Below are 16,369 nucleotides of genomic sequence, written 5' to 3' on the forward strand. Positions count from 1 at the left end.
ACACAACGAACTGGCCATTGCCGGTCCGCATCCGCTATCGTCGGCACATCCAAGGAAGGACGACCCGATGCCCCGTGCGCTGCTGCTGACCACCCTGGTGGTCTCGACCCTCGCCCTGCTGGTTTCCGGCTGGACCGCCTGGAGCCTGCATCGCAGCCAATCACCCCAGCGCATCATCGAGGCGCGCGGGCTGGTCATCCACGATGCAAGCGGCCAGCCGCGGGTGATCCTCGGCGCACCGGTTCCCGATCCGCTCAGCCAGGGCCGCACCCAGGGGCCGCGTGCCACCGCCCTGTCAGGCCTGATCCTGCTCGGTCCCGATGGTTCCGAACGCGGCGGCTACGGTACCAGCGACCGCGGCGGCGAAGCCCTGCTGACCCTGGACGATGCCACCGGCACCACTGAAGTATTCAAGGTCGTCGCCAACCCGGACCGCGGCGCCAGCCTGATGGTCAAGCACCAGAACAACACCGGCGCCATGCTCACCTCCTGGCAGGGCAAGCCGGAGCTGATGTTCGTCGATGACAGCGGCCAGTCCTACTACGTGCGTCCCGGCGCCAACGCCGCGCCCTGATCTGCTTGTGTAGCGTCGAGCCATGTTCGACTGCTTCTATCAACAGCAGCCGAGCATGGCTTGTATGTTCCTCCCGGCTCCTACGCGGTATGTAGGAGCCAGGGTGGAGGGACCGTCAACATGATATCTGCGGGTAGCAGCCGACAGACGAGCCGAGCGATCCCCATCCCGCACCTTAACGTCGATAAAGGATCTAGCGGCCTTTGAGGACCGCCGATGGAGGCAAGCCAACGTGGTGCGGTACCACCCCAGCCCCTCAACAATAGCTGGGAGTTACGCAGATGTCAGATCGTTTAGCCGTCGGCATCGATGCCGACTCAAAGAGCCTTGTGGTGGCGCGCCATGGCACCAAGGGCAGCACTCGAATCCCCAATTCAGCGTCGGCCATCGGTAAGTGGCTGTCCGGCCTGCCGACCAGGACTCGCATTGGGGTGGAGGCGACCAATCGCTACCACGAGCTTGTGGCTCAATCTGCCCAGAAGGCCGGCCACGCGGTCTTTGTGCTCAATCCGCGCGACATCAAGCATTACGCCAAGGGGGTGGCTTGCCGCGGCAAGACCGACTCTGGCGACGCACAGGTTATCGCGCGCTACATCGCCAAGGAGGCCGACAATCTGCACGAGCATGTCGCTCGTTCGCCTGCGCAGGAGCGGCTGCATGTACTGCTCCAGCAACGTGACAGCCTGGTCAGGAGCAAGACGAAGCTCAATCTCTCGCTGGGGTCGGGAGCATCAGAATCCGCACTCTTCGGAGGGGTTTTCAGTAGCCTGAAAGAGGCCATCGCCCTGCTGGATCAAGAGATCCAACGGTTGTGCCGCAGTGGTGAACAGCACGATCTGTATCGACGAATCATGACCATTCCGGGGATCGGACCGACGGTGGCGGCCTTCATTACCCATCACATCACGCGCTGGCCCTTGGCCAGCTCGGACGCCTGGATTGCCTGCACCGGCCTGGATCCGCGACCCAACGAATCCGGCGCACGGATCGGTCGGCGTCGCCTGTCCAAACGCGGCAGCGCCGGTTTGCGTCAGATCCTCTACATGGCGGCCATGGGCCTGACCCGCTCAAAGGGTGGCAAGCCTCTCTACAACGCCATCCGCGAGCGCGGCCACAGCAGTACTGCCACTTTCAACATTCTGGCGAGAAAACTAGCCAAGATCGCCTGGGGCGTCTTCAAGAGCGGTCGGGACTTTGACCCAGCCATGCTGAAAGTGGGTCAAGCCTGCTTCCAGCAGGCTTGACCGCGAACATAGGATCTCGGCTCTACAAAGGCGAAGCAACGTCGAGCATGGCTCGACGCTACAGAGCGAACACCGCCGCCAGGTCATCCGCCAGCTGCCGCAGCTGCGCTGCCCCCAGCGCAGCGCAGGTGATGCGCAGGCCATGCCCCGGCGCTGCCACCGAGAACACTTCGCCCGCGCGCACATGCCATCCACGCGAAGCCAGGGCCAGCACCTGCGGATGGCTGTCGGCCTGCAACGGCAGCCACAGGTTCAATCCTTCCATCGGCAACGGTGTCGGCAGGCCACGCGCATGCAGCAACTCCTGCAGCGAGCGCAGGCGCTGCTGGTAACGCTCACCTGCCGAAGCGATCTTCGCCCGCTGCGTTGCCGACGACAGCACCGAGGTCGCCGCATCCTGCAGCAGGTGACTGACCCAGCCGGTGCCGGACGCCAATCGCAGCCGCAGCCGCATCGCGGTCTCTTCATCGCAGGCCAGCCAGGCCAGCCGCAGGTCCGGGCCGAGCGGTTTGGACAACGAACGCAGCAGCGCCCAGCGCCGGCCATCCAGCGGCAGCACCGAGTGATAGGCCTGCTGCGAGAGCAGCGCGTAGTGATCGTCGATCAACACCGCCACCTGCGGGTAGGCCGCCAACAACTGCCGCAACGCCCGCGCCCGCTTCGCATCCAGGCTGGCCCCGGTCGGGTTGTGTGCCCGCGGGGTCAGCAACACCGCGCGTGCACCGGCCTCCAGTGCCTGCCGCAGCGAATCGACCTGCATGCCATGCGCGTCCACCGCCACCGGCAACGGCGCGTGGCCCACAGCGTTGAGCACGTTGAGGCTGCCGAGGAAGCACGGATCCTCCACCGCGATGCGATCCCCCGGCAGCAGCCACGCCGACAGCAGGCGTTCGATGCCATCGACCGCGCCATGGGTCAGTTCCAGCGCATAGCCCTCCGGGCAGTCCGCATCCAGCGAGGCGCGTGCCAGCGCCTCCAACCTCGGGTCGACCGTGCCCACGCCATACAGCCGTGGTGCGGCCGGGGCCAGGCGCAGGTTCGGCAGCAGGCGTGGATCCGGGTTGCCACCGGCCAGGTCCTGCAGGGCCAGCCCGGGCGTACTGCCTTCACGCGCCAGCGGCGGCGGCAGGCCACGCACCACCGTGCCGCGGCGGCCCGCCGTGCTGGCCAGGCCCGCCGCATCCAGGCGCTTGTAGGCAGCAGCCACGGTGTTGCGGTTCACTCCCAGCTGCTCGGCCAGTTCACGCACCGGCGGCAACACGCTGCCGGCCGGAAGGCGGCCCTTGCCGATGCCGTCGCGGATGCTGTCGAAGATCGACTCGGCGCTATGCCCGGTGATTTTCATTTTGTCCTATGCCAAAATATCTCTTGTCCTGTGCCAGTGTATCCCACCCTGGTCACCCTGCATTGGAGGTGCCCGCATGCCCCTTGCCGCTGCCGACTGGCCCGTCGCCCAGTCCGTTGAACAGATCGCCGCCAACCTGGTCACGGTGCGCCAACGCATCGCCGATGCCTGCGCCCGCGTCGGCCGGGACCCGGCCAGCGTGCGCCTGCTGCCGGTCAGCAAGACCGTCGATGACGCCCGCATCCGCATGGCGGTAGCCGCAGGCTGCCACGAACTGGGCGAGAACAAGGTGCAGGAGGCGCAACGCAAGGCTGAAACGATGGCCGACCTGGGCGTGCACTGGTCGGTGATCGGCCATCTGCAGACCAACAAGGCGCGCTACGTGGCGCGCTTTGCCAGCGAGTTCCAGGCGCTGGACAGCCTGCGCGTAGCCGAGGCCCTGCAGCAGCGCCTGCAACTGGAAGACCGCACGCTGGATGTGTTCGTGCAGGTCAACACCTCGGCCGAACCGAGCAAGTACGGCCTGGAACCCGACGCGGTCGAGGCCTTCGTGCAGCAGCTTCCGGCCTTAGATCGCCTGCACGTGCGCGGCCTGATGACCCTGGCCATCTTCACCCCCGATGTCGAGCGCGTGCGCGCCTGCTTCGTGCGCCTGCGCGAACTGCGCGACCAGCTGCAACGCACCGCCCCACCCGGCCTCGACCTGTCGCAGCTGTCGATGGGCATGTCCGGTGATTTCGAAGTGGCCATCGAGGAAGGTGCCACCGTGGTCCGCGTCGGCCAGGCCATCTTCGGTGCCCGTGCCACCCCGGATAGTTTCTACTGGCCGAACAGCGGAGCACCGGCATGAAGCACGCGGTTGTCCTGCAACACGTTGCCTTTGAAGACCTCGGCACCCTGAAACCGTTGCTGCTGGCGCAGGGCTGGCAGCTGCACGTGCTGCAGGCCGGCGTCGATGTGCTCGATGGCGCCGAAACCGCCGATCTGCTGGTCGTGCTGGGCGGTCCCATCAGTGCCAATGACACAGGGACCTATCCCTTCGTCAACGACAGCATTGCCCTGCTGCAGCGCCGGCTGCAGCGGCAGCGGCCGACCCTGGGCATCTGCCTGGGTGCACAGCTGATGGCGCGGGCACTCGGTGCCAGTGTCGCTCCCAGTGGTGGCAAGGAAATCGGCTTTGCGCCACTGCTGCTGACCGATGAAGGCCAGCGTTCTCCGCTGCAGTCCCTGCAGGGCATTCCGGTACTGCATTGGCATGGTGAAGCGTTCGAACTTCCGGCCGGTGCACGCCGCCTGGCCAGCACGCCGGCCTGCCGTCACCAGGCATTCGCCATCGGCAGCCACGCACTGGCCCTGCAATGCCATCCGGAACTGGACGCCCGCCAGTTCGAGCGTTGGCTGATCGGCCACACGCTGGAGCTGGCCCAGGCCGGCATCGATCCCAACGACCTTCGCGCGCAGGCGCGTCGCTATGGCGCACCACTGGCTGCGGCCGCCACCGCGATGTTCGACCATTGGCTGCAGGACCTGCCGGAGACACCACAATGAACTACCGATTGCAGATCCACCGCGATGGTGCCCACTGGGGTCACTTCGACTGCAGCGGCCCCGATGCCCTGCAACGCATGGACGCCATCGCCGCACAGCTGCCTGCCGATCAGGGCTTCCAGCTGAAACGGCAGAAAGGGGTCAGCGAAGAGCGCATCCTGTCCAGCAATGCCGATGGCCTGCGCGTACTGGCTTCGCAGATCCAGTACCGCGACATCTGACCCGGCGATGGTAGTGCCGGCCGCTGGTCGGCATTCGACGGGAGAACAGGTTTGCCGGCCAGCGGCCGGCACTACCCTGGCTGTTCGCCCGCGTGCGAAGCTTCACGGATGCTGACCCTGCAACGCGGCCGCCACCACGGACTGCTCATCGCCCCGCGCTGGCCCTCCACCCGCATCCAACTGGAAGAAGAGGTACTGCAACGCCTGCTCGACGCGCAGGCAATGCTGCCTGCCGGGCTGCGCCTGCTGCTCACTCGTGGCTTCGAACCCAGCCACAGCCGTCTCGGTGGCTTCCGCCGCGTGGTGCGACGGCTCGGCATTGCGGTGTTTCGCACCTGCTACCCGCAGCGCCGGGATGAGATCGATGCCATCTTCGGTGCCAACGGCCACGACATCGATGGCCGTCATATCGATGTCTCACTGGTACTGCACGGCAAGCGGCTGCGGCTGCTGCCTCTGGGCGTGTTCACCCCACCGCGCTGGCAGGATCGTCGCGTCGCCCATCATGCCGAAGCGGTCGCGCAGGTGAAGCGCAGCCTGCAGCATTGCGGCTTCGAGCTGCATCACAACCCCACCGAGGCCCTGCAGATCCACTGCGACTATCGCCCGCGCTGACGCCGCGGTGGCCCATGCATGCTGCGCCTCATGCCATAGATGCAAATGATTCTCTTTTGCTGTAAGGTGCAGCCGCTGCCCTTGCCGCCGCGGGCTGTTCCCTTTCCCAGTTGTCGCCCGCCCCGTGTCCACGCCTGTCGAACCGACGGATGTCGCGCAGCTGTGCGCGGCCCATTACCGGCCGCTGCACGCCCATGTCCGCCGCAAACTCCCGCAACGCAGCGACGCTGATGACGTCGTCCAGGAAACCTGGCTGCGTGTCGTCAAAGTCGCCACCAGTGGCCTGCTGGGCAATGGCCGCGCCTATCTGTACCGCGTCGCCCACAACCTGATCGCCGATCACTACCGGCAACGCCAGCGCCGTCGCGAAGAGGTGCTGGATGACACGCAGTTGAATGCCATCGCCGATCCTGCGCCGCTGCCCGAGCAGCGAATGCTCGACGCCGAACAACTGCGCCACCTCGACGCGATCATCGCCGCGCTGCCGCCACGCTCGCGCCAGGTGTTCCTGCTGGCCCGTGTGGAACAGTTGGCGCTGGCCGAGATCGGGCGCCAGCTGGGGATCAGCCGGCAGACCGTGCACGGCCATCTGCTGCGCGCCCTGGTCGCGTTGCAGCAGGTGCCGGGCGCATGAGCCAGGAGACCATTGCACGCGAAGCTGCACGCTGGTGGCTGGATGCGCACGACGGCGACCGCGATGAGAACGCGTTCGAGCAATGGTGCCGGGCCGATCCACGCCATGCGGCGCAGTACCTGCACCTGCAGGAGTTGTGGCAGGCCGGTGCGGCGACGCCCAGCCTGCAGCGGCAACAGCAGCGCAGGCAACGCCGTCGCCTGCGCGAAGCCGGCATTGCGGTTCTGTTGCTGTGCGCACTGGGTCTCTACAGCCGCCATGCCTCGCCACCCGTGGCACAGGTACTGCGTACGGCCGCTGGCGAGATCCGCGAGGAAACTCTTCCGGATGGTTCGCATGTCCTGCTGTCACCTGGCAGCGAAGTGAAGGTGCGCATCGATGGGCAGCGCCGCCAGCTCCAGCTGCAGCGCGGCCAGGCCTGGTTCCAGGTCACCGCAGATGCCGACCGGCCATTCCAGGTGCATACCCCACAGGGCACCGTCACTGCACTGGGGACCGCATTCGATCTTGCCGTGCAGGGCAACAGCAGTGTGGTCACCGTTACCGAGCATCGCGTGCGCGTGGACAGCGGCAACGTCAGCATGCTGGCCGACGACGGCGAGCAGCTGCGCTTCGATGGGCAGGCAACAGCCCATGCAACAACGGCTGCCCCCGGAACATTGGCCTGGCGCGAGCGGCGCCTGCACTGGGTCTCGGCCCCGCTGGCCGACGTCACGCAGGGCCTGGACCGCTGGCATGGCGGGCATACGTGGGTCGTCGGCGAGCAGCTGCGCCAGCAGCCGGTCACCCTGCTCGGCAGTGCCGACGGTGCAGCCAGCAATCGCGACCAGCTGGCCACGCAACTGCAGGTGCGCGTGCTGCGCCTCGGCGCGGGCATACAGGTGTGGCTGCCGCCACGCAGGGAGCAGCGTGATGGACCCTGACATCCGGCCTGCGACTGCGTCTACCCAGGATGACGACGTTCTGCGTCAGCCCCTGGAGCCCCCGATGCTGTGCCCCCGCCCCCTTGTCCTTGCCCTGTCGCTGGCCTGCACCAGCGCCCTTCCGCTGATGCCCGGCAGTGCCCACGCACAGACCGCCACACGCACCTACGATCTGCCCGCCCAGCCGCTGGCGGCCGCGCTGGACGCCTACAGCCGGCTGACCGGTGTCGACCTGGTGATCGGCGCGGCGCTGCCTGCCGGTCATTCGGCCCCTGCTCTGCGCGGTGACTTCGACGATGCGCAGGCCCTGTCGCGCCTGCTGGCAGGCAGCGGCCTGCGACCGCGCTTCGTCGATGCGCGCCGCGCCGCCCTGGAACCGACGCCGGCTGAACGCACCGATGGCAGCCGTCGCACCGGCCCGCTGCGGGTGCAGGGCACTACCGCGCACGGCCAGGCACCGGGCGCCGGCGCCAGCCAGTATGTACCGGCCACCCGCGATGGCTTTGCGCCCTCGGTCGGCAGCGAGCGCGTGGCGATGGCCGAACGCCAGGAAGGCAACAGCCTGCTGCGCTCGATGCCCGGCACCCACAGCTTCCATTCGCGCAGCCAGCCGGGCCTGCAGGTCAACATCCGCGGCATGACCGGTGCCGGCCGGGTCAACACCATGATCGACGGTGTCACCCAGACCTTCCGCAACAATGCCGGGCATGGTTCGGGCGGTCCGTTCGCCTATGTCGATCCCTTCCTGCTGGCCGGTGTGGACGTGCAGCGCGGTGCGGTCGCTGGCGGTGACGGCGCTGGTACGCTGGCCGGCAGTGCCAACTTCCGCACCCTGGATATCGACGATCTGCTGGGTGAGGGCCGTGACTGGGGCCTGCGCGCCGGCTATCGCCATGGCAACAACGGCTATGGCAGCGGCCGCACCTTCGCCGGTGCATGGCGCCACAGCGAAGAAGGTGGCGACCGTCAGTTCGGCCTGCTGGCCGCCGCCAGCAGCAGCCGCAGCAGCGAATACGCGACCGCGCGTGGGCAGAAGAACAACGCCGACCCCGGCAGCCAGCAGCCCAGCAGCTGGCTGCTGAAAGCACGCCTGCAGCCCAGTGACCAGCATCGGCTCGACCTGAGCCACATGCGTTACGAAAACGACTTCTACCACAACTACCCGTGGCAGATTTCCGCGCGCAACCAGCGCGCCAGCTACCACTACACGCCCTATTCGCCATGGATCGACCTGCGCGCGACCTTCGCGAGCAACAAGACCCGGCTGTTCTATCCGCCGGTGGAAGATTCAAGCTACATCGGCCGCCGCACCCACAGCAGCCTGAGCAGCTGGACCCTCGACAACACCAGTCGCTTCGACATCGGCGCACTGCAGGCGCGCTGGAACACCGGCATCAAGCACCAGTCGGACATCTATGTGGCCGATACGCCCATCCTGCGCGGTGCCAACCCGCAGGGTCGCAGCCAGCTGGACAGCGTGTTCAGCACGCTGGAACTGCAGTACGACATCTACGCGCTGACTGCCGGCCTGCGCCAGGACCGCTTCGGCATCCGTGGCCACATCCCGGTGTGCTCGGATGTACCCGGCCAGTGCGCGGAGATCAATGGCGGCGACATCGACGTGCGGCGCAGCGAGCGCGCACTCAGCCCGAGCCTGGCGGTTTCACTGCAGGCCACTGACTGGCTGCAGCTGTTTGCCGAGGTCTCGCGCACATCACGGCCGCCGCGCGTGCAGGAGATGTTCTTCGAGAAGATCCCGCTGGAGGACGCCAGCGTCGCCGACGGCATCGGCGCCAATCCGTTCCTGCGCCGCGAGCGCTCGCGCAACCTGCAGTTCGGCGCCAACCTCAGCATCGACTCGCTGCTGGTCGACGGTGACCTGGCACAGCTGCGCATCACCCGCTTCGACAACCGCATCCGCGACTACATCAAGCCGCAGTACCTGCTGATCGTGCATCCGCCGGAAGTGGAACCGCTGGTGGTGCCGATCGACAGCGATCCGCAGCTCAATGCCTGGACCGATGTGCTGGATGCAGACGACTTCACCGCCACGACCCGCTGGATGAACCATCCCGGCGTCGTGCGCATGCGCGGCATCGAGCTGGAGGCGCATTACGCCAGCGAGCACTACCACGCCACGCTCAGCTGGACCCGCTCGCGTACCAGCGCGCCGGCCATCGAGTTCGTCAACCTGGAAGACATCACCGCCCTGCCCGACCGCTACTGGACCCTGGACGCAGGCGGCCGCTGGTGGCAGCAGCGCGTGCAGGCCGGCCTGCGCGCCGCGTACTCCGGGCCCACCGAGGAGGGCTACGACTTCTTCCAGACCCGCAAGACCGGCGGCACCGGTGTGCTGCTGGACTTCTACGCCAGCTTCAAGCCACAGGCCAACACCACGCTGTGGCTGAACATCGAAAACCTGCAGAACAAGGCCTATGACAACAATGCCTCGATCGACAGCATCTTCAGCCCGATCCTGGACCGCGGCAACGGCCGTGGCCGCACCGTCTCGATGGGCGTCAATGTGGCGTTCTAGCCGTCGCTGGCTGCCCGTATGCCTGCTCGCGCTGGCCGCGGTGGCTGGCGCGCAGCCGGTGCCCGGCACAGTGATCGACCTGGCCACTGGCCAGCACCTGGACGAAGCCGCATTCGTGACACGCGCGGCGGACGCCCAGCGGCTGTTGCTGGGTGAACGCCATGATCTCGCCGGAGACCACGCCGCCCAGCGCTGGCTGCTGCAGGCCCTGCAGCGGCAGCGCCCGCAAGGTTCACTGGTGCTGGAAATGATCGCCAGCGAGCGCCAGCCACGCCTGCAGCGCGTGCAGCGCTGGCTGGCCAAGGGCCACCAGGCCGAAGGTGCACGCCTGCGGGAACTGCTGGACTGGGATACGCGCTGGCCGTGGGCCGCGTATGGCGGCCTGGTACGGGAGGCTGCCGATGCAGGCACGCCGTTGTTCGGCGGCAACCTGTCGCGTACCGAGGTCAACGCGCTGCTGGCCTCGACCGAGGGCGTGCGATTCCCGGTGGCCGCTGCCCGCCAGCGCCTGTCGGCGGTGGTGCTGGCCCAGCACGCAGACGCGGCACCGATGCTGGAAGGAATGCTGGCCGTGCAACAGGCCCGCGACACGCGCATGGCGCGGGTGCTGCTCGATGCGCCCGCGCCGGCGCTGCTGGTAGCAGGTCGCTGGCATGTACTGCGCGGTACCGGTGTACCGGGCTACCTGTCACCGGATACGCCTGCGCTGGTGATCGCATTGGCTTCGCCGGGTGAAACCGTCGATGCGGCAGATGCCGATCTGCTGTGGGTGCTGGACGATGAGTGAGCGTGGCCAACACTGGCAGGCGATCGCGATCACCGTCGTCCTGCATCTGCTGCCACTGCTGCTGTTGGTGCACTGGGTCGCGATGCCGCCGATGCTGCCGCCGCCGGAGCAGGACGTGCGCATCAGCCTGCGCCTGCTGGCACCGGCCACGCCGCCGCAACCGGTGGAGGAACGCCAGGCCGAGACCCCCAGCCAGGCGCAGCAGGCCCGCGCCTCGCAGCCCACGAAGTCGCCGCCGCCACCCAAGCCTACGGCGGCGCGCGAGGGAGAGCTGGCCGCCAGCGAAACGGGTGGGACGGGCCGGCAGCCACTGCCAGTCGCCCCGCCTGCGGCCGCGACCGATGCAAGTCCCGCACCGGCATCGATCACGGCCGCGCCGCCCGCTCCAGACGCGCCACCGGCAGACTTCCAGGCCGGCGCCGCCAGCGACCAGTGGGAAGCCCGCCTGATGGCGCGGCTGGAGCGTTACCGCTACTACCCTGCCGCCGCGCGCTCGCGCCGGCAGCAGGGCACTGCGTGGGTCAGGGCCAGCATCGACCGCGAAGGTCGCCTGCTGGCGCTGCGGCTGGAGCAGTCCAGTGGCCAGCCGATGCTCGATGACGCCGCGCTGCAGACCTTCCGTCGCGCGCAGCCGCTGCCGCCCATTCCCGATGAACTGAAGGCACCGCAGGAGCTGGTGGTGCCGGTGGAGTACTACCTGCGCTAGGCGGCATAAGCCTCCGCCTCGATCTCGAACAGCATGCCGTCCAGCGCCAGCCGCGGCACCGGGATCAGCGTGCAGGTGGGCGCGGCGCGGTTCGGCCAGCGCCGCCGCACCTGATGGGCGATGATGCCCAGCCGGTCTTCGTCGTGGCCCACCACCAGGATGCGCAACCGCGCCACATCAGCCAGGCTTGCCTGCACCGAGCGCAGCGCGGTCTGCAGGTTGTCCAGCGCCTGCCCGACCTGGTCTTCGAAACTGGGCGAGAGACGGCCCTGGGCATCTTCACCGCCCTGCCCGGCGACATGGATCACCCGTGCTGGCAGGCGCACCACCGCCACGTGGGAGTAGCCGTTCGCGGAAGGGTCGTAGAGGCCGGGAGGATTGGACAGCTCCAGCAGGCCATGGCTGAGGTCCGGTGTGGTCAGCAGGTTCATGCCGCGCGCCTCGTGGGGGTTGCAGGCAGTCTGTGACCTCAACCCAGGTTGAGGTCAAACGGATCCGGTGCAACAGACCGGTCTGCCACGCGCAACGATCACGCCGACGTGTAGAGCCGAGCCCGTGCTCGGCTGCGCTGCGCGAATGGCAGCCTAGCATGGGCTCGGCTCTACCGTTCCCCGCTCACGTCCACGCCGGGTCTGCCGTGAAATCGATGGTCAGCCAGAACGTGCTGCCGCGCGCATCCAGCCGCACCGCGATCTCATCGCGCATCGCATCAACCTCGCCCACCGACCCCAGCGGCGTACCCGGGTCGGCCAGCACATGGATCTCGATGAAGCGCATCCGCCCCATCTTCGCCACGTGACTGGTAAAACCGGCATAACCGCGCTCGGCCACGAATGCCTGCATCACCTGCTGCACGCGCCGGTCCAGATCATCCGGCGCCACCTGCAGTACTTCACGCATGGCCTTCCACGCGCTGCGCGCCGGCACCGGCAGCACCGCCAGGCTGATCAACGCCAGCACGATCGAATCCAGGTACGGCACCCAGTGGTGCCATTCGCCCCCCTGCAGGGCCAGGGCCAGTACGAAGGCCAGTACCACCGCCAGGCTCATCAACCCACCCAGCAGCCAGCCACGCACGTCCAGCCACAACAGCGCCGAGCGCAGATGCCGCGCTCGTTGGGCGACAAACAGCGCCATCGCCAGGTTGCTGGCACTCAGCAGTGCCGCCCACCACAGCGCGGGCCCGAATTTCACTTCATGCCCGCCCGTGGTCAAGCCAATCACCGCGTTGGCCAGCGCATACACGCAGGCCAGCGACAGGATCACCCCACCGAATGCCTCGACCATTGGCTCCAGGTGCCAGTAGCCGTACTGGAAGCGCGGGCTCTGCTCCCGCGCCACCAGCCGCAGCACCGACAACGACACCAGGGTCAGCGCGACGTCGACCAGGCTGTACACGCCATCGAACAGGATGGCCTGCGATCCCACCAGCAGGCCACCGCCGAAGCCGACCGTGCTCACCGCCAGGGTGACCCCGATGGAGAACTTCAGGATGCGTTGCTCGCGCGCGGTATCCATCGTCCGCCGAACGGCCGACCGTTGCCGGTCAGGCCTTCAGCACCTCCACCTTGTACGAAACCGCATCACCCTCCTGCTCGATGATCAGCCCGTGCACGTCCGACTCGAAGCCCGGGAAACGAGCGTTCTGTTCGCGGGCGATGCGCAGCGACTGGATGATCGGCTCGTCACTGTCGCCAAAGCGCTCGCCCGGCATGATGGTCGGAATGCCCGGCGGGTACGGCACCAGCATGGTCGCGGCGACGCGGCCACTGAGCTGCTCGATGTCGACCCGCTCGATCTCGCCCTTGACCAGGTGGTTGTAGGCATCGGCCGGGGTCATCACCGGGGTCGGCAGATCCACGTACATCTCGCGCATCACCTTGGCCACCGCAAATTCCTGGTTGAACGCATGCAGTGCATCGCACAGGTCACGCAGGCCCCAGCCGGCGTAGGCATTGGGATAGTCGGCCGCCAGCGTCGGCAGTGCCTGGCTCAGCGGCGCGTTGCGGTCATACAGTTCCTTGAATGCCATCAGCTCGGTGACCAGCGTGCTCCACTTGCCCTTGGTGATGCCCATCGAGAACAGGAACAGCACCGAGTACAGGTTGGTCTTCTCCACGGTAATGCCGCGGCCCCACAGGAACTTGCTGAGCACCGCCGCCGGAATGCCCAGCTTGCCCATGCTGCCGTCCATCGCCAGGCCCGGGGTCAGCAGGGTCACCTTGATCGGGTCGATCAGCACGTAGTCATCGACCAGGTTCTCGAAGCCGTGCCAATGGGCATCCGGTTGCAGGTACCATTCCTCGCGTTTGGCCACCAGCGGCGCCGGCGTATCACCCTTGTCCAGGCTGCGCTCGACCAGGGTCGGCTGCCACACACTGAACCACCAGTCGTCGCGGCCCAGATCGTCACGGACGTGCAGCATCGCGCGGCGGAACGCGATCGCCTCGTCGTGCATCTCCTGCACCAGCGAACGGCCAGCCTCGCCTTCCATCATCTTCGAGGCCACGTCGCAGGCCGCGATCACCCCGTAGTGTGGGCTGGTCGAGGTGTGCATCATGAACGACTCGTTGAAGCGCTCGGCGTCCAGGTTGCGTTGCGCCGAGTTGCGCACGTGGATCATCGAGGCCTGCGAGAACGCCGCCAGCAGCTTGTGGGTTGAATGCGTGGTGAAGATGATCGCATCCTGCTCACGCGGCTTGCCTTTGGCCATGCCGTAGTGGTTCTCGTAGAACGGATGGAACGCGGCGTAGGCGTACCAGGCTTCATCGAAGTGCAGGAAATCGACCGCGCTGCCGATCTCATCAGCGATCTTTTCGGCGTTGTAGCACAGGCCGTCATAGGTCGAGTTGGTGACCACTGCGATGCGTGGCTTGGAGCCGGCCTGGTAGGCCTGGCTGGCCAGCGGGTTGGCAGCAATGCGCTGCTGCAGCGACTCCGGCGTGAACTGGTCCAGGCTGATCGGGCCGATGATGCCGTGCGCGTTGCGGCTTGGGGTGAAGTACACCGGCACTGCACCGGTCATGATCAGCGCGTGCAGCAGCGACTTGTGGCAATTGCGATCTACGAACACCACGTCACCGCGCGCCACCGTGCCGTGCCAGACGATCTTGTTGGCGGTGGAGGTGCCATTGGTGACGAAGAAGGTATGGTCGGCGCCGAAGTTGCGAGCCGCTTCTTCCTCGGCATCCTTGATCGGGCCGGTGTGGTCGAGCAGCGAGCCCAGCTCCGGCACCGAGATCGACAGATCGCTGCGCAGGGTGTTCTCACCGTAGAACTGATGGAATGCACGGCCGACCGGCGACTTGGTGAACGCCACGCCACCGGCATGGCCCGGCGTATGCCAGGAATAGTTCGACTCGGCCGCATGATGGATCAGCGCCTTGAAGAACGGCGGCAGCAGGTTCTTCATGTAGTCTTCGGCTGCGCGCATCACCTGCCGCGAGATGAAGCTCTTGGTGTCTTCGAACAGGAAGATGAAGCCGTGGATGTACTTGAGCAGCTTGCTCGGCACCTTCTCGATGGTGCGGCGCTCGCCGTACAGGAACACCGGCAGGTTGGCGCGGCGCGCACTCTGCTCACGCAGGAAGGCAGTCAGGCGCTGGAACTCGCCATCCACCTCTTCGCTGCCATCGATCGAAATCAGCACTGCCGAGGCCGCCACGTAGGTTCGGGCACCGGCGCGCGCATCATCCAGGTTCAGGCCGCACAGCACGCGCTGGTCGTTGCTGCGCAGTTCTTCCACCAGGGCGCGGATCAGGATGCCGCCGATGCGCGGCGACTCGTAGTCGTTGTCGATGACAATGACCGGATAGTCCAGGGACTTGAAGTACACGTTGATTCTCCTTGTCGAACTCAGGAACGCTGGGCGCCGACGCTGATGGCCGATGCCTCGCGGGCGCGCTGCCGCTGCTGGCGGCGCTCCTCGCTGAAGAAGGGATAGAACACGGTGATGAACAGCACGAACAGGAAGGCGTACTGCACGATGGTTCCCGACGAGCCGTAGATCGCCCACAGGCAGTACACAACGGTCAGGCTGGTCAGGGTCCAGAACGCACCGGTATGGACCAGGGTGTGCGAACGCTCGACCACGAAGTAGCAGGCCACGCACGAGTAGATGTAGGGCAGCAGGGTTAGTACCACGGCGGCCGACGTGATGACGTCGAACTGTGCCGACGCGGTTTCCGAGGTGGAGGTGACCAGCACCGCCAGGGTCATCAGCACCGCTACGATCAGCACGCCCTTGACCGGCACGTCATCCTTGTTGGTCTTGCTGAAGATGCTCGGGAACAGCCCGTCGTCAGAGGCCGCCTTGGCGCTCTGCGCGGTCAGCAGGATCCAGCCGCCCAGCGAACCCGCCGCGCCGATGAAGGCGCACAGGCTGACCAGCGCACCGCCCCAGCCACCGACGGCCTTGGCCGCAGCCAGCGCGAACGGGGCATCGGAGGTCTGCAGTTCGCCGTTGGGCACCATGCCCATGATCACCGAGGAACTGGCGATGTAGGCGATGGCAGCCAGGAACACACCGGCCAGGGTGGCACGGGCCACGTTCTTTTCCGGGTTTTCCACCACGCCGGCGGTGACCGAAGCGGATTCAACGCCGATGAACGCCCACAGGGTCAGTGCCGCGGCGCTGGAGATCGCGCCGAAGTTCGACTCGCCGGACACGTTGTAGGCGCCCTTGAAGATATCGGCATCGAAGAAGAACCAGCCGAAGATGGCGATGCCCAGGATCGGGACCAGCGCAAAGCTGGTGGTGACCGTCTGCACGCGGCTGACGAAGGCCGGGCCGATCACATTGGCGAAGCTCAGCGCCCACACCAGGATCAGCACCGCGATGCAGCGCACCAGCGGCTCGGACAGGATCGGGAAGAAGTAGCTGAAGTAGCCGACCGCCGCAATCGGGATGGCGACGTTGCCGATCCAGTTGGCGAACCAGTAGATGGTGTTGGTCTGGAAGCCCATGTAGGGCCCGAACCAGTCGCGCGCATAGGCGTATGGACCGCCCGCCTTGGGCGCCAGCTTGCCCAGCTTGGCGAACACGAACGCCAGCAGCAGCGCACCGGCGGTGGTGATCAGCCAGCCCCAGATCGAGGCGGTACCGATCTTGGCCAGGCTGGAGGGCAGCAGGAACACACCGGAGCCCATCATGTTGCCGGCGACGAGGAAGGTGGCTCCGACCACCCCGATTTTCTTTGCTTCTGCCATGACAATCTCCTGTACTGGCATGAGCCCG

The 16,369-nt window shown here is 66.7% G+C and carries 16 protein-coding genes; 11 read left to right on the forward strand and 5 right to left on the reverse strand.

From position 1 onward, the window contains the following. Positions 1-67 precede the first annotated feature (67 nt). Positions 68-574 (forward strand): hypothetical protein, encoded by a 507-nt coding sequence (locus M1L61_RS13595; protein WP_019336451.1) that lies wholly within the window; start codon positions 68-70, stop codon positions 572-574. A 281-nt stretch (positions 575-855) separates the two neighbouring features. Continuing rightward, on the forward strand, positions 856-1,818 hold the full coding sequence (locus M1L61_RS13600; protein ID WP_049409923.1) for an IS110 family transposase: 963 nt from the start codon (positions 856-858) through the stop codon (positions 1,816-1,818). 58 nt (positions 1,819-1,876) lie between these two features. Here M1L61_RS13600 and ptsJ read toward each other — a convergent pair whose 3' ends face one another. Beyond that, positions 1,877-3,163 carry a transcriptional regulator PtsJ gene (gene ptsJ / locus M1L61_RS13605; RefSeq protein ID WP_010485015.1) on the reverse strand — a complete coding sequence of 429 codons (1,287 nt, stop codon included), beginning with the start codon at positions 3,161-3,163 and terminating at the stop codon, positions 1,877-1,879. 76 nt (positions 3,164-3,239) lie between these two features. Here ptsJ and M1L61_RS13610 point away from each other — a divergent pair, with 76 nt between their 5' ends. The 9 genes from M1L61_RS13610 (at position 3,240) to M1L61_RS13650 (ending at position 11,133) form a co-directional block, all read left to right on the forward strand. Continuing rightward, positions 3,240-4,013 (forward strand): YggS family pyridoxal phosphate-dependent enzyme, encoded by a 774-nt coding sequence (locus M1L61_RS13610; RefSeq protein WP_248853643.1) that lies wholly within the window; start codon positions 3,240-3,242, stop codon positions 4,011-4,013. Further along, entirely contained in the window at positions 4,010-4,711 is a 702-nt protein-coding gene (locus M1L61_RS13615; protein WP_019660234.1) for a glutamine amidotransferase, read from the forward strand. Before M1L61_RS13610 ends, M1L61_RS13615 begins: the two co-directional genes overlap by 4 nt. Beyond that, positions 4,708-4,932, forward strand: coding sequence for a hypothetical protein (locus tag M1L61_RS13620; protein WP_010485009.1), 225 nt, complete (start codon positions 4,708-4,710; stop codon positions 4,930-4,932). Before M1L61_RS13615 ends, M1L61_RS13620 begins: the two co-directional genes overlap by 4 nt. Before the next feature lie 108 nt (positions 4,933-5,040). Continuing rightward, positions 5,041-5,547: a hypothetical protein gene (locus M1L61_RS13625; protein WP_248853644.1), complete on the forward strand. Its 507-nt coding sequence runs from the start codon at positions 5,041-5,043 to the stop codon at positions 5,545-5,547. A gap of 124 nt (positions 5,548-5,671) precedes the next feature. Next, the gene (locus M1L61_RS13630) at positions 5,672-6,181 is read left to right on the forward strand and encodes an RNA polymerase sigma factor (RefSeq protein ID WP_099560288.1); all 510 of its coding nucleotides are present in this window, start codon (positions 5,672-5,674) and stop codon (positions 6,179-6,181) included. Continuing rightward, positions 6,178-7,104 (forward strand): FecR domain-containing protein, encoded by a 927-nt coding sequence (locus tag M1L61_RS13635; RefSeq protein ID WP_100446051.1) that lies wholly within the window; start codon positions 6,178-6,180, stop codon positions 7,102-7,104. Before M1L61_RS13630 ends, M1L61_RS13635 begins: the two co-directional genes overlap by 4 nt. Before the next feature lie 64 nt (positions 7,105-7,168). Beyond that, positions 7,169-9,640, forward strand: coding sequence for a TonB-dependent receptor (locus tag M1L61_RS13640; RefSeq protein WP_248853645.1), 2,472 nt, complete (start codon positions 7,169-7,171; stop codon positions 9,638-9,640). Next, positions 9,627-10,427, forward strand: a complete 801-nt coding sequence (locus M1L61_RS13645) for a ChaN family lipoprotein (RefSeq protein ID WP_248853646.1) — start codon at positions 9,627-9,629, stop codon at positions 10,425-10,427. Before M1L61_RS13640 ends, M1L61_RS13645 begins: the two co-directional genes overlap by 14 nt. After that, complete coding sequence (locus M1L61_RS13650) at positions 10,420-11,133, forward strand: energy transducer TonB (protein WP_010484995.1); 714 nt, start codon at positions 10,420-10,422, stop codon at positions 11,131-11,133. The genes M1L61_RS13645 and M1L61_RS13650 overlap by 8 nt, the downstream gene beginning before the upstream one ends. Here the strand turns inward: M1L61_RS13650 and M1L61_RS13655 are convergent. The 4 genes from M1L61_RS13655 to adiC all read right to left on the reverse strand — a co-directional run bounded on the left by M1L61_RS13655 (position 11,130) and on the right by adiC (position 16,341). Further along, the gene (locus M1L61_RS13655) at positions 11,130-11,564 is read right to left on the reverse strand and encodes a Rid family hydrolase (RefSeq protein WP_126560373.1); all 435 of its coding nucleotides are present in this window, start codon (positions 11,562-11,564) and stop codon (positions 11,130-11,132) included. The two genes, M1L61_RS13650 and M1L61_RS13655, sit on opposite strands and share 4 nt — an antisense overlap. Before the next feature lie 184 nt (positions 11,565-11,748). Continuing rightward, positions 11,749-12,651 (reverse strand): cation diffusion facilitator family transporter, encoded by a 903-nt coding sequence (locus tag M1L61_RS13660; RefSeq protein WP_235651860.1) that lies wholly within the window; start codon positions 12,649-12,651, stop codon positions 11,749-11,751. A gap of 28 nt (positions 12,652-12,679) precedes the next feature. Further along, positions 12,680-14,968 (reverse strand): Orn/Lys/Arg decarboxylase N-terminal domain-containing protein, encoded by a 2,289-nt coding sequence (locus M1L61_RS13665; protein WP_010484988.1) that lies wholly within the window; start codon positions 14,966-14,968, stop codon positions 12,680-12,682. A gap of 20 nt (positions 14,969-14,988) precedes the next feature. Continuing rightward, the gene (gene adiC, locus M1L61_RS13670) at positions 14,989-16,341 is read right to left on the reverse strand and encodes an arginine/agmatine antiporter (RefSeq protein WP_248853647.1); all 1,353 of its coding nucleotides are present in this window, start codon (positions 16,339-16,341) and stop codon (positions 14,989-14,991) included. Positions 16,342-16,369: the final 28 nt, after the last annotated feature.

Source organism: Stenotrophomonas sp. NY11291 (genome assembly GCF_023277365.1).
Classification (GTDB): domain Bacteria; phylum Pseudomonadota; class Gammaproteobacteria; order Xanthomonadales; family Xanthomonadaceae; genus Stenotrophomonas; species Stenotrophomonas geniculata.

Coding starts and splice junctions, on each gene's coding strand:
- M1L61_RS13595 (WP_019336451.1), top strand. CDS start 68: ATGCCCCGTGCGCTGCTGCTGACCACCCTGGTGGTCTCGACCCTCGCC.
- M1L61_RS13600 (WP_049409923.1), top strand. CDS start 856: ATGTCAGATCGTTTAGCCGTCGGCATCGATGCCGACTCAAAGAGCCTT.
- ptsJ (WP_010485015.1), bottom strand. CDS start 3,163: ATGAAAATCACCGGGCATAGCGCCGAGTCGATCTTCGACAGCATCCGC.
- M1L61_RS13610 (WP_248853643.1), top strand. CDS start 3,240: ATGCCCCTTGCCGCTGCCGACTGGCCCGTCGCCCAGTCCGTTGAACAG.
- M1L61_RS13615 (WP_019660234.1), top strand. CDS start 4,010: ATGAAGCACGCGGTTGTCCTGCAACACGTTGCCTTTGAAGACCTCGGC.
- M1L61_RS13620 (WP_010485009.1), top strand. CDS start 4,708: ATGAACTACCGATTGCAGATCCACCGCGATGGTGCCCACTGGGGTCAC.
- M1L61_RS13625 (WP_248853644.1), top strand. CDS start 5,041: ATGCTGACCCTGCAACGCGGCCGCCACCACGGACTGCTCATCGCCCCG.
- M1L61_RS13635 (WP_100446051.1), top strand. CDS start 6,178: ATGAGCCAGGAGACCATTGCACGCGAAGCTGCACGCTGGTGGCTGGAT.
- M1L61_RS13640 (WP_248853645.1), top strand. CDS start 7,169: ATGCTGTGCCCCCGCCCCCTTGTCCTTGCCCTGTCGCTGGCCTGCACC.
- M1L61_RS13645 (WP_248853646.1), top strand. CDS start 9,627: ATGTGGCGTTCTAGCCGTCGCTGGCTGCCCGTATGCCTGCTCGCGCTG.
- M1L61_RS13650 (WP_010484995.1), top strand. CDS start 10,420: ATGAGTGAGCGTGGCCAACACTGGCAGGCGATCGCGATCACCGTCGTC.
- M1L61_RS13655 (WP_126560373.1), bottom strand. CDS start 11,564: ATGAACCTGCTGACCACACCGGACCTCAGCCATGGCCTGCTGGAGCTG.
- M1L61_RS13660 (WP_235651860.1), bottom strand. CDS start 12,651: ATGGATACCGCGCGCGAGCAACGCATCCTGAAGTTCTCCATCGGGGTC.
- adiC (WP_248853647.1), bottom strand. CDS start 16,341: ATGGCAGAAGCAAAGAAAATCGGGGTGGTCGGAGCCACCTTCCTCGTC.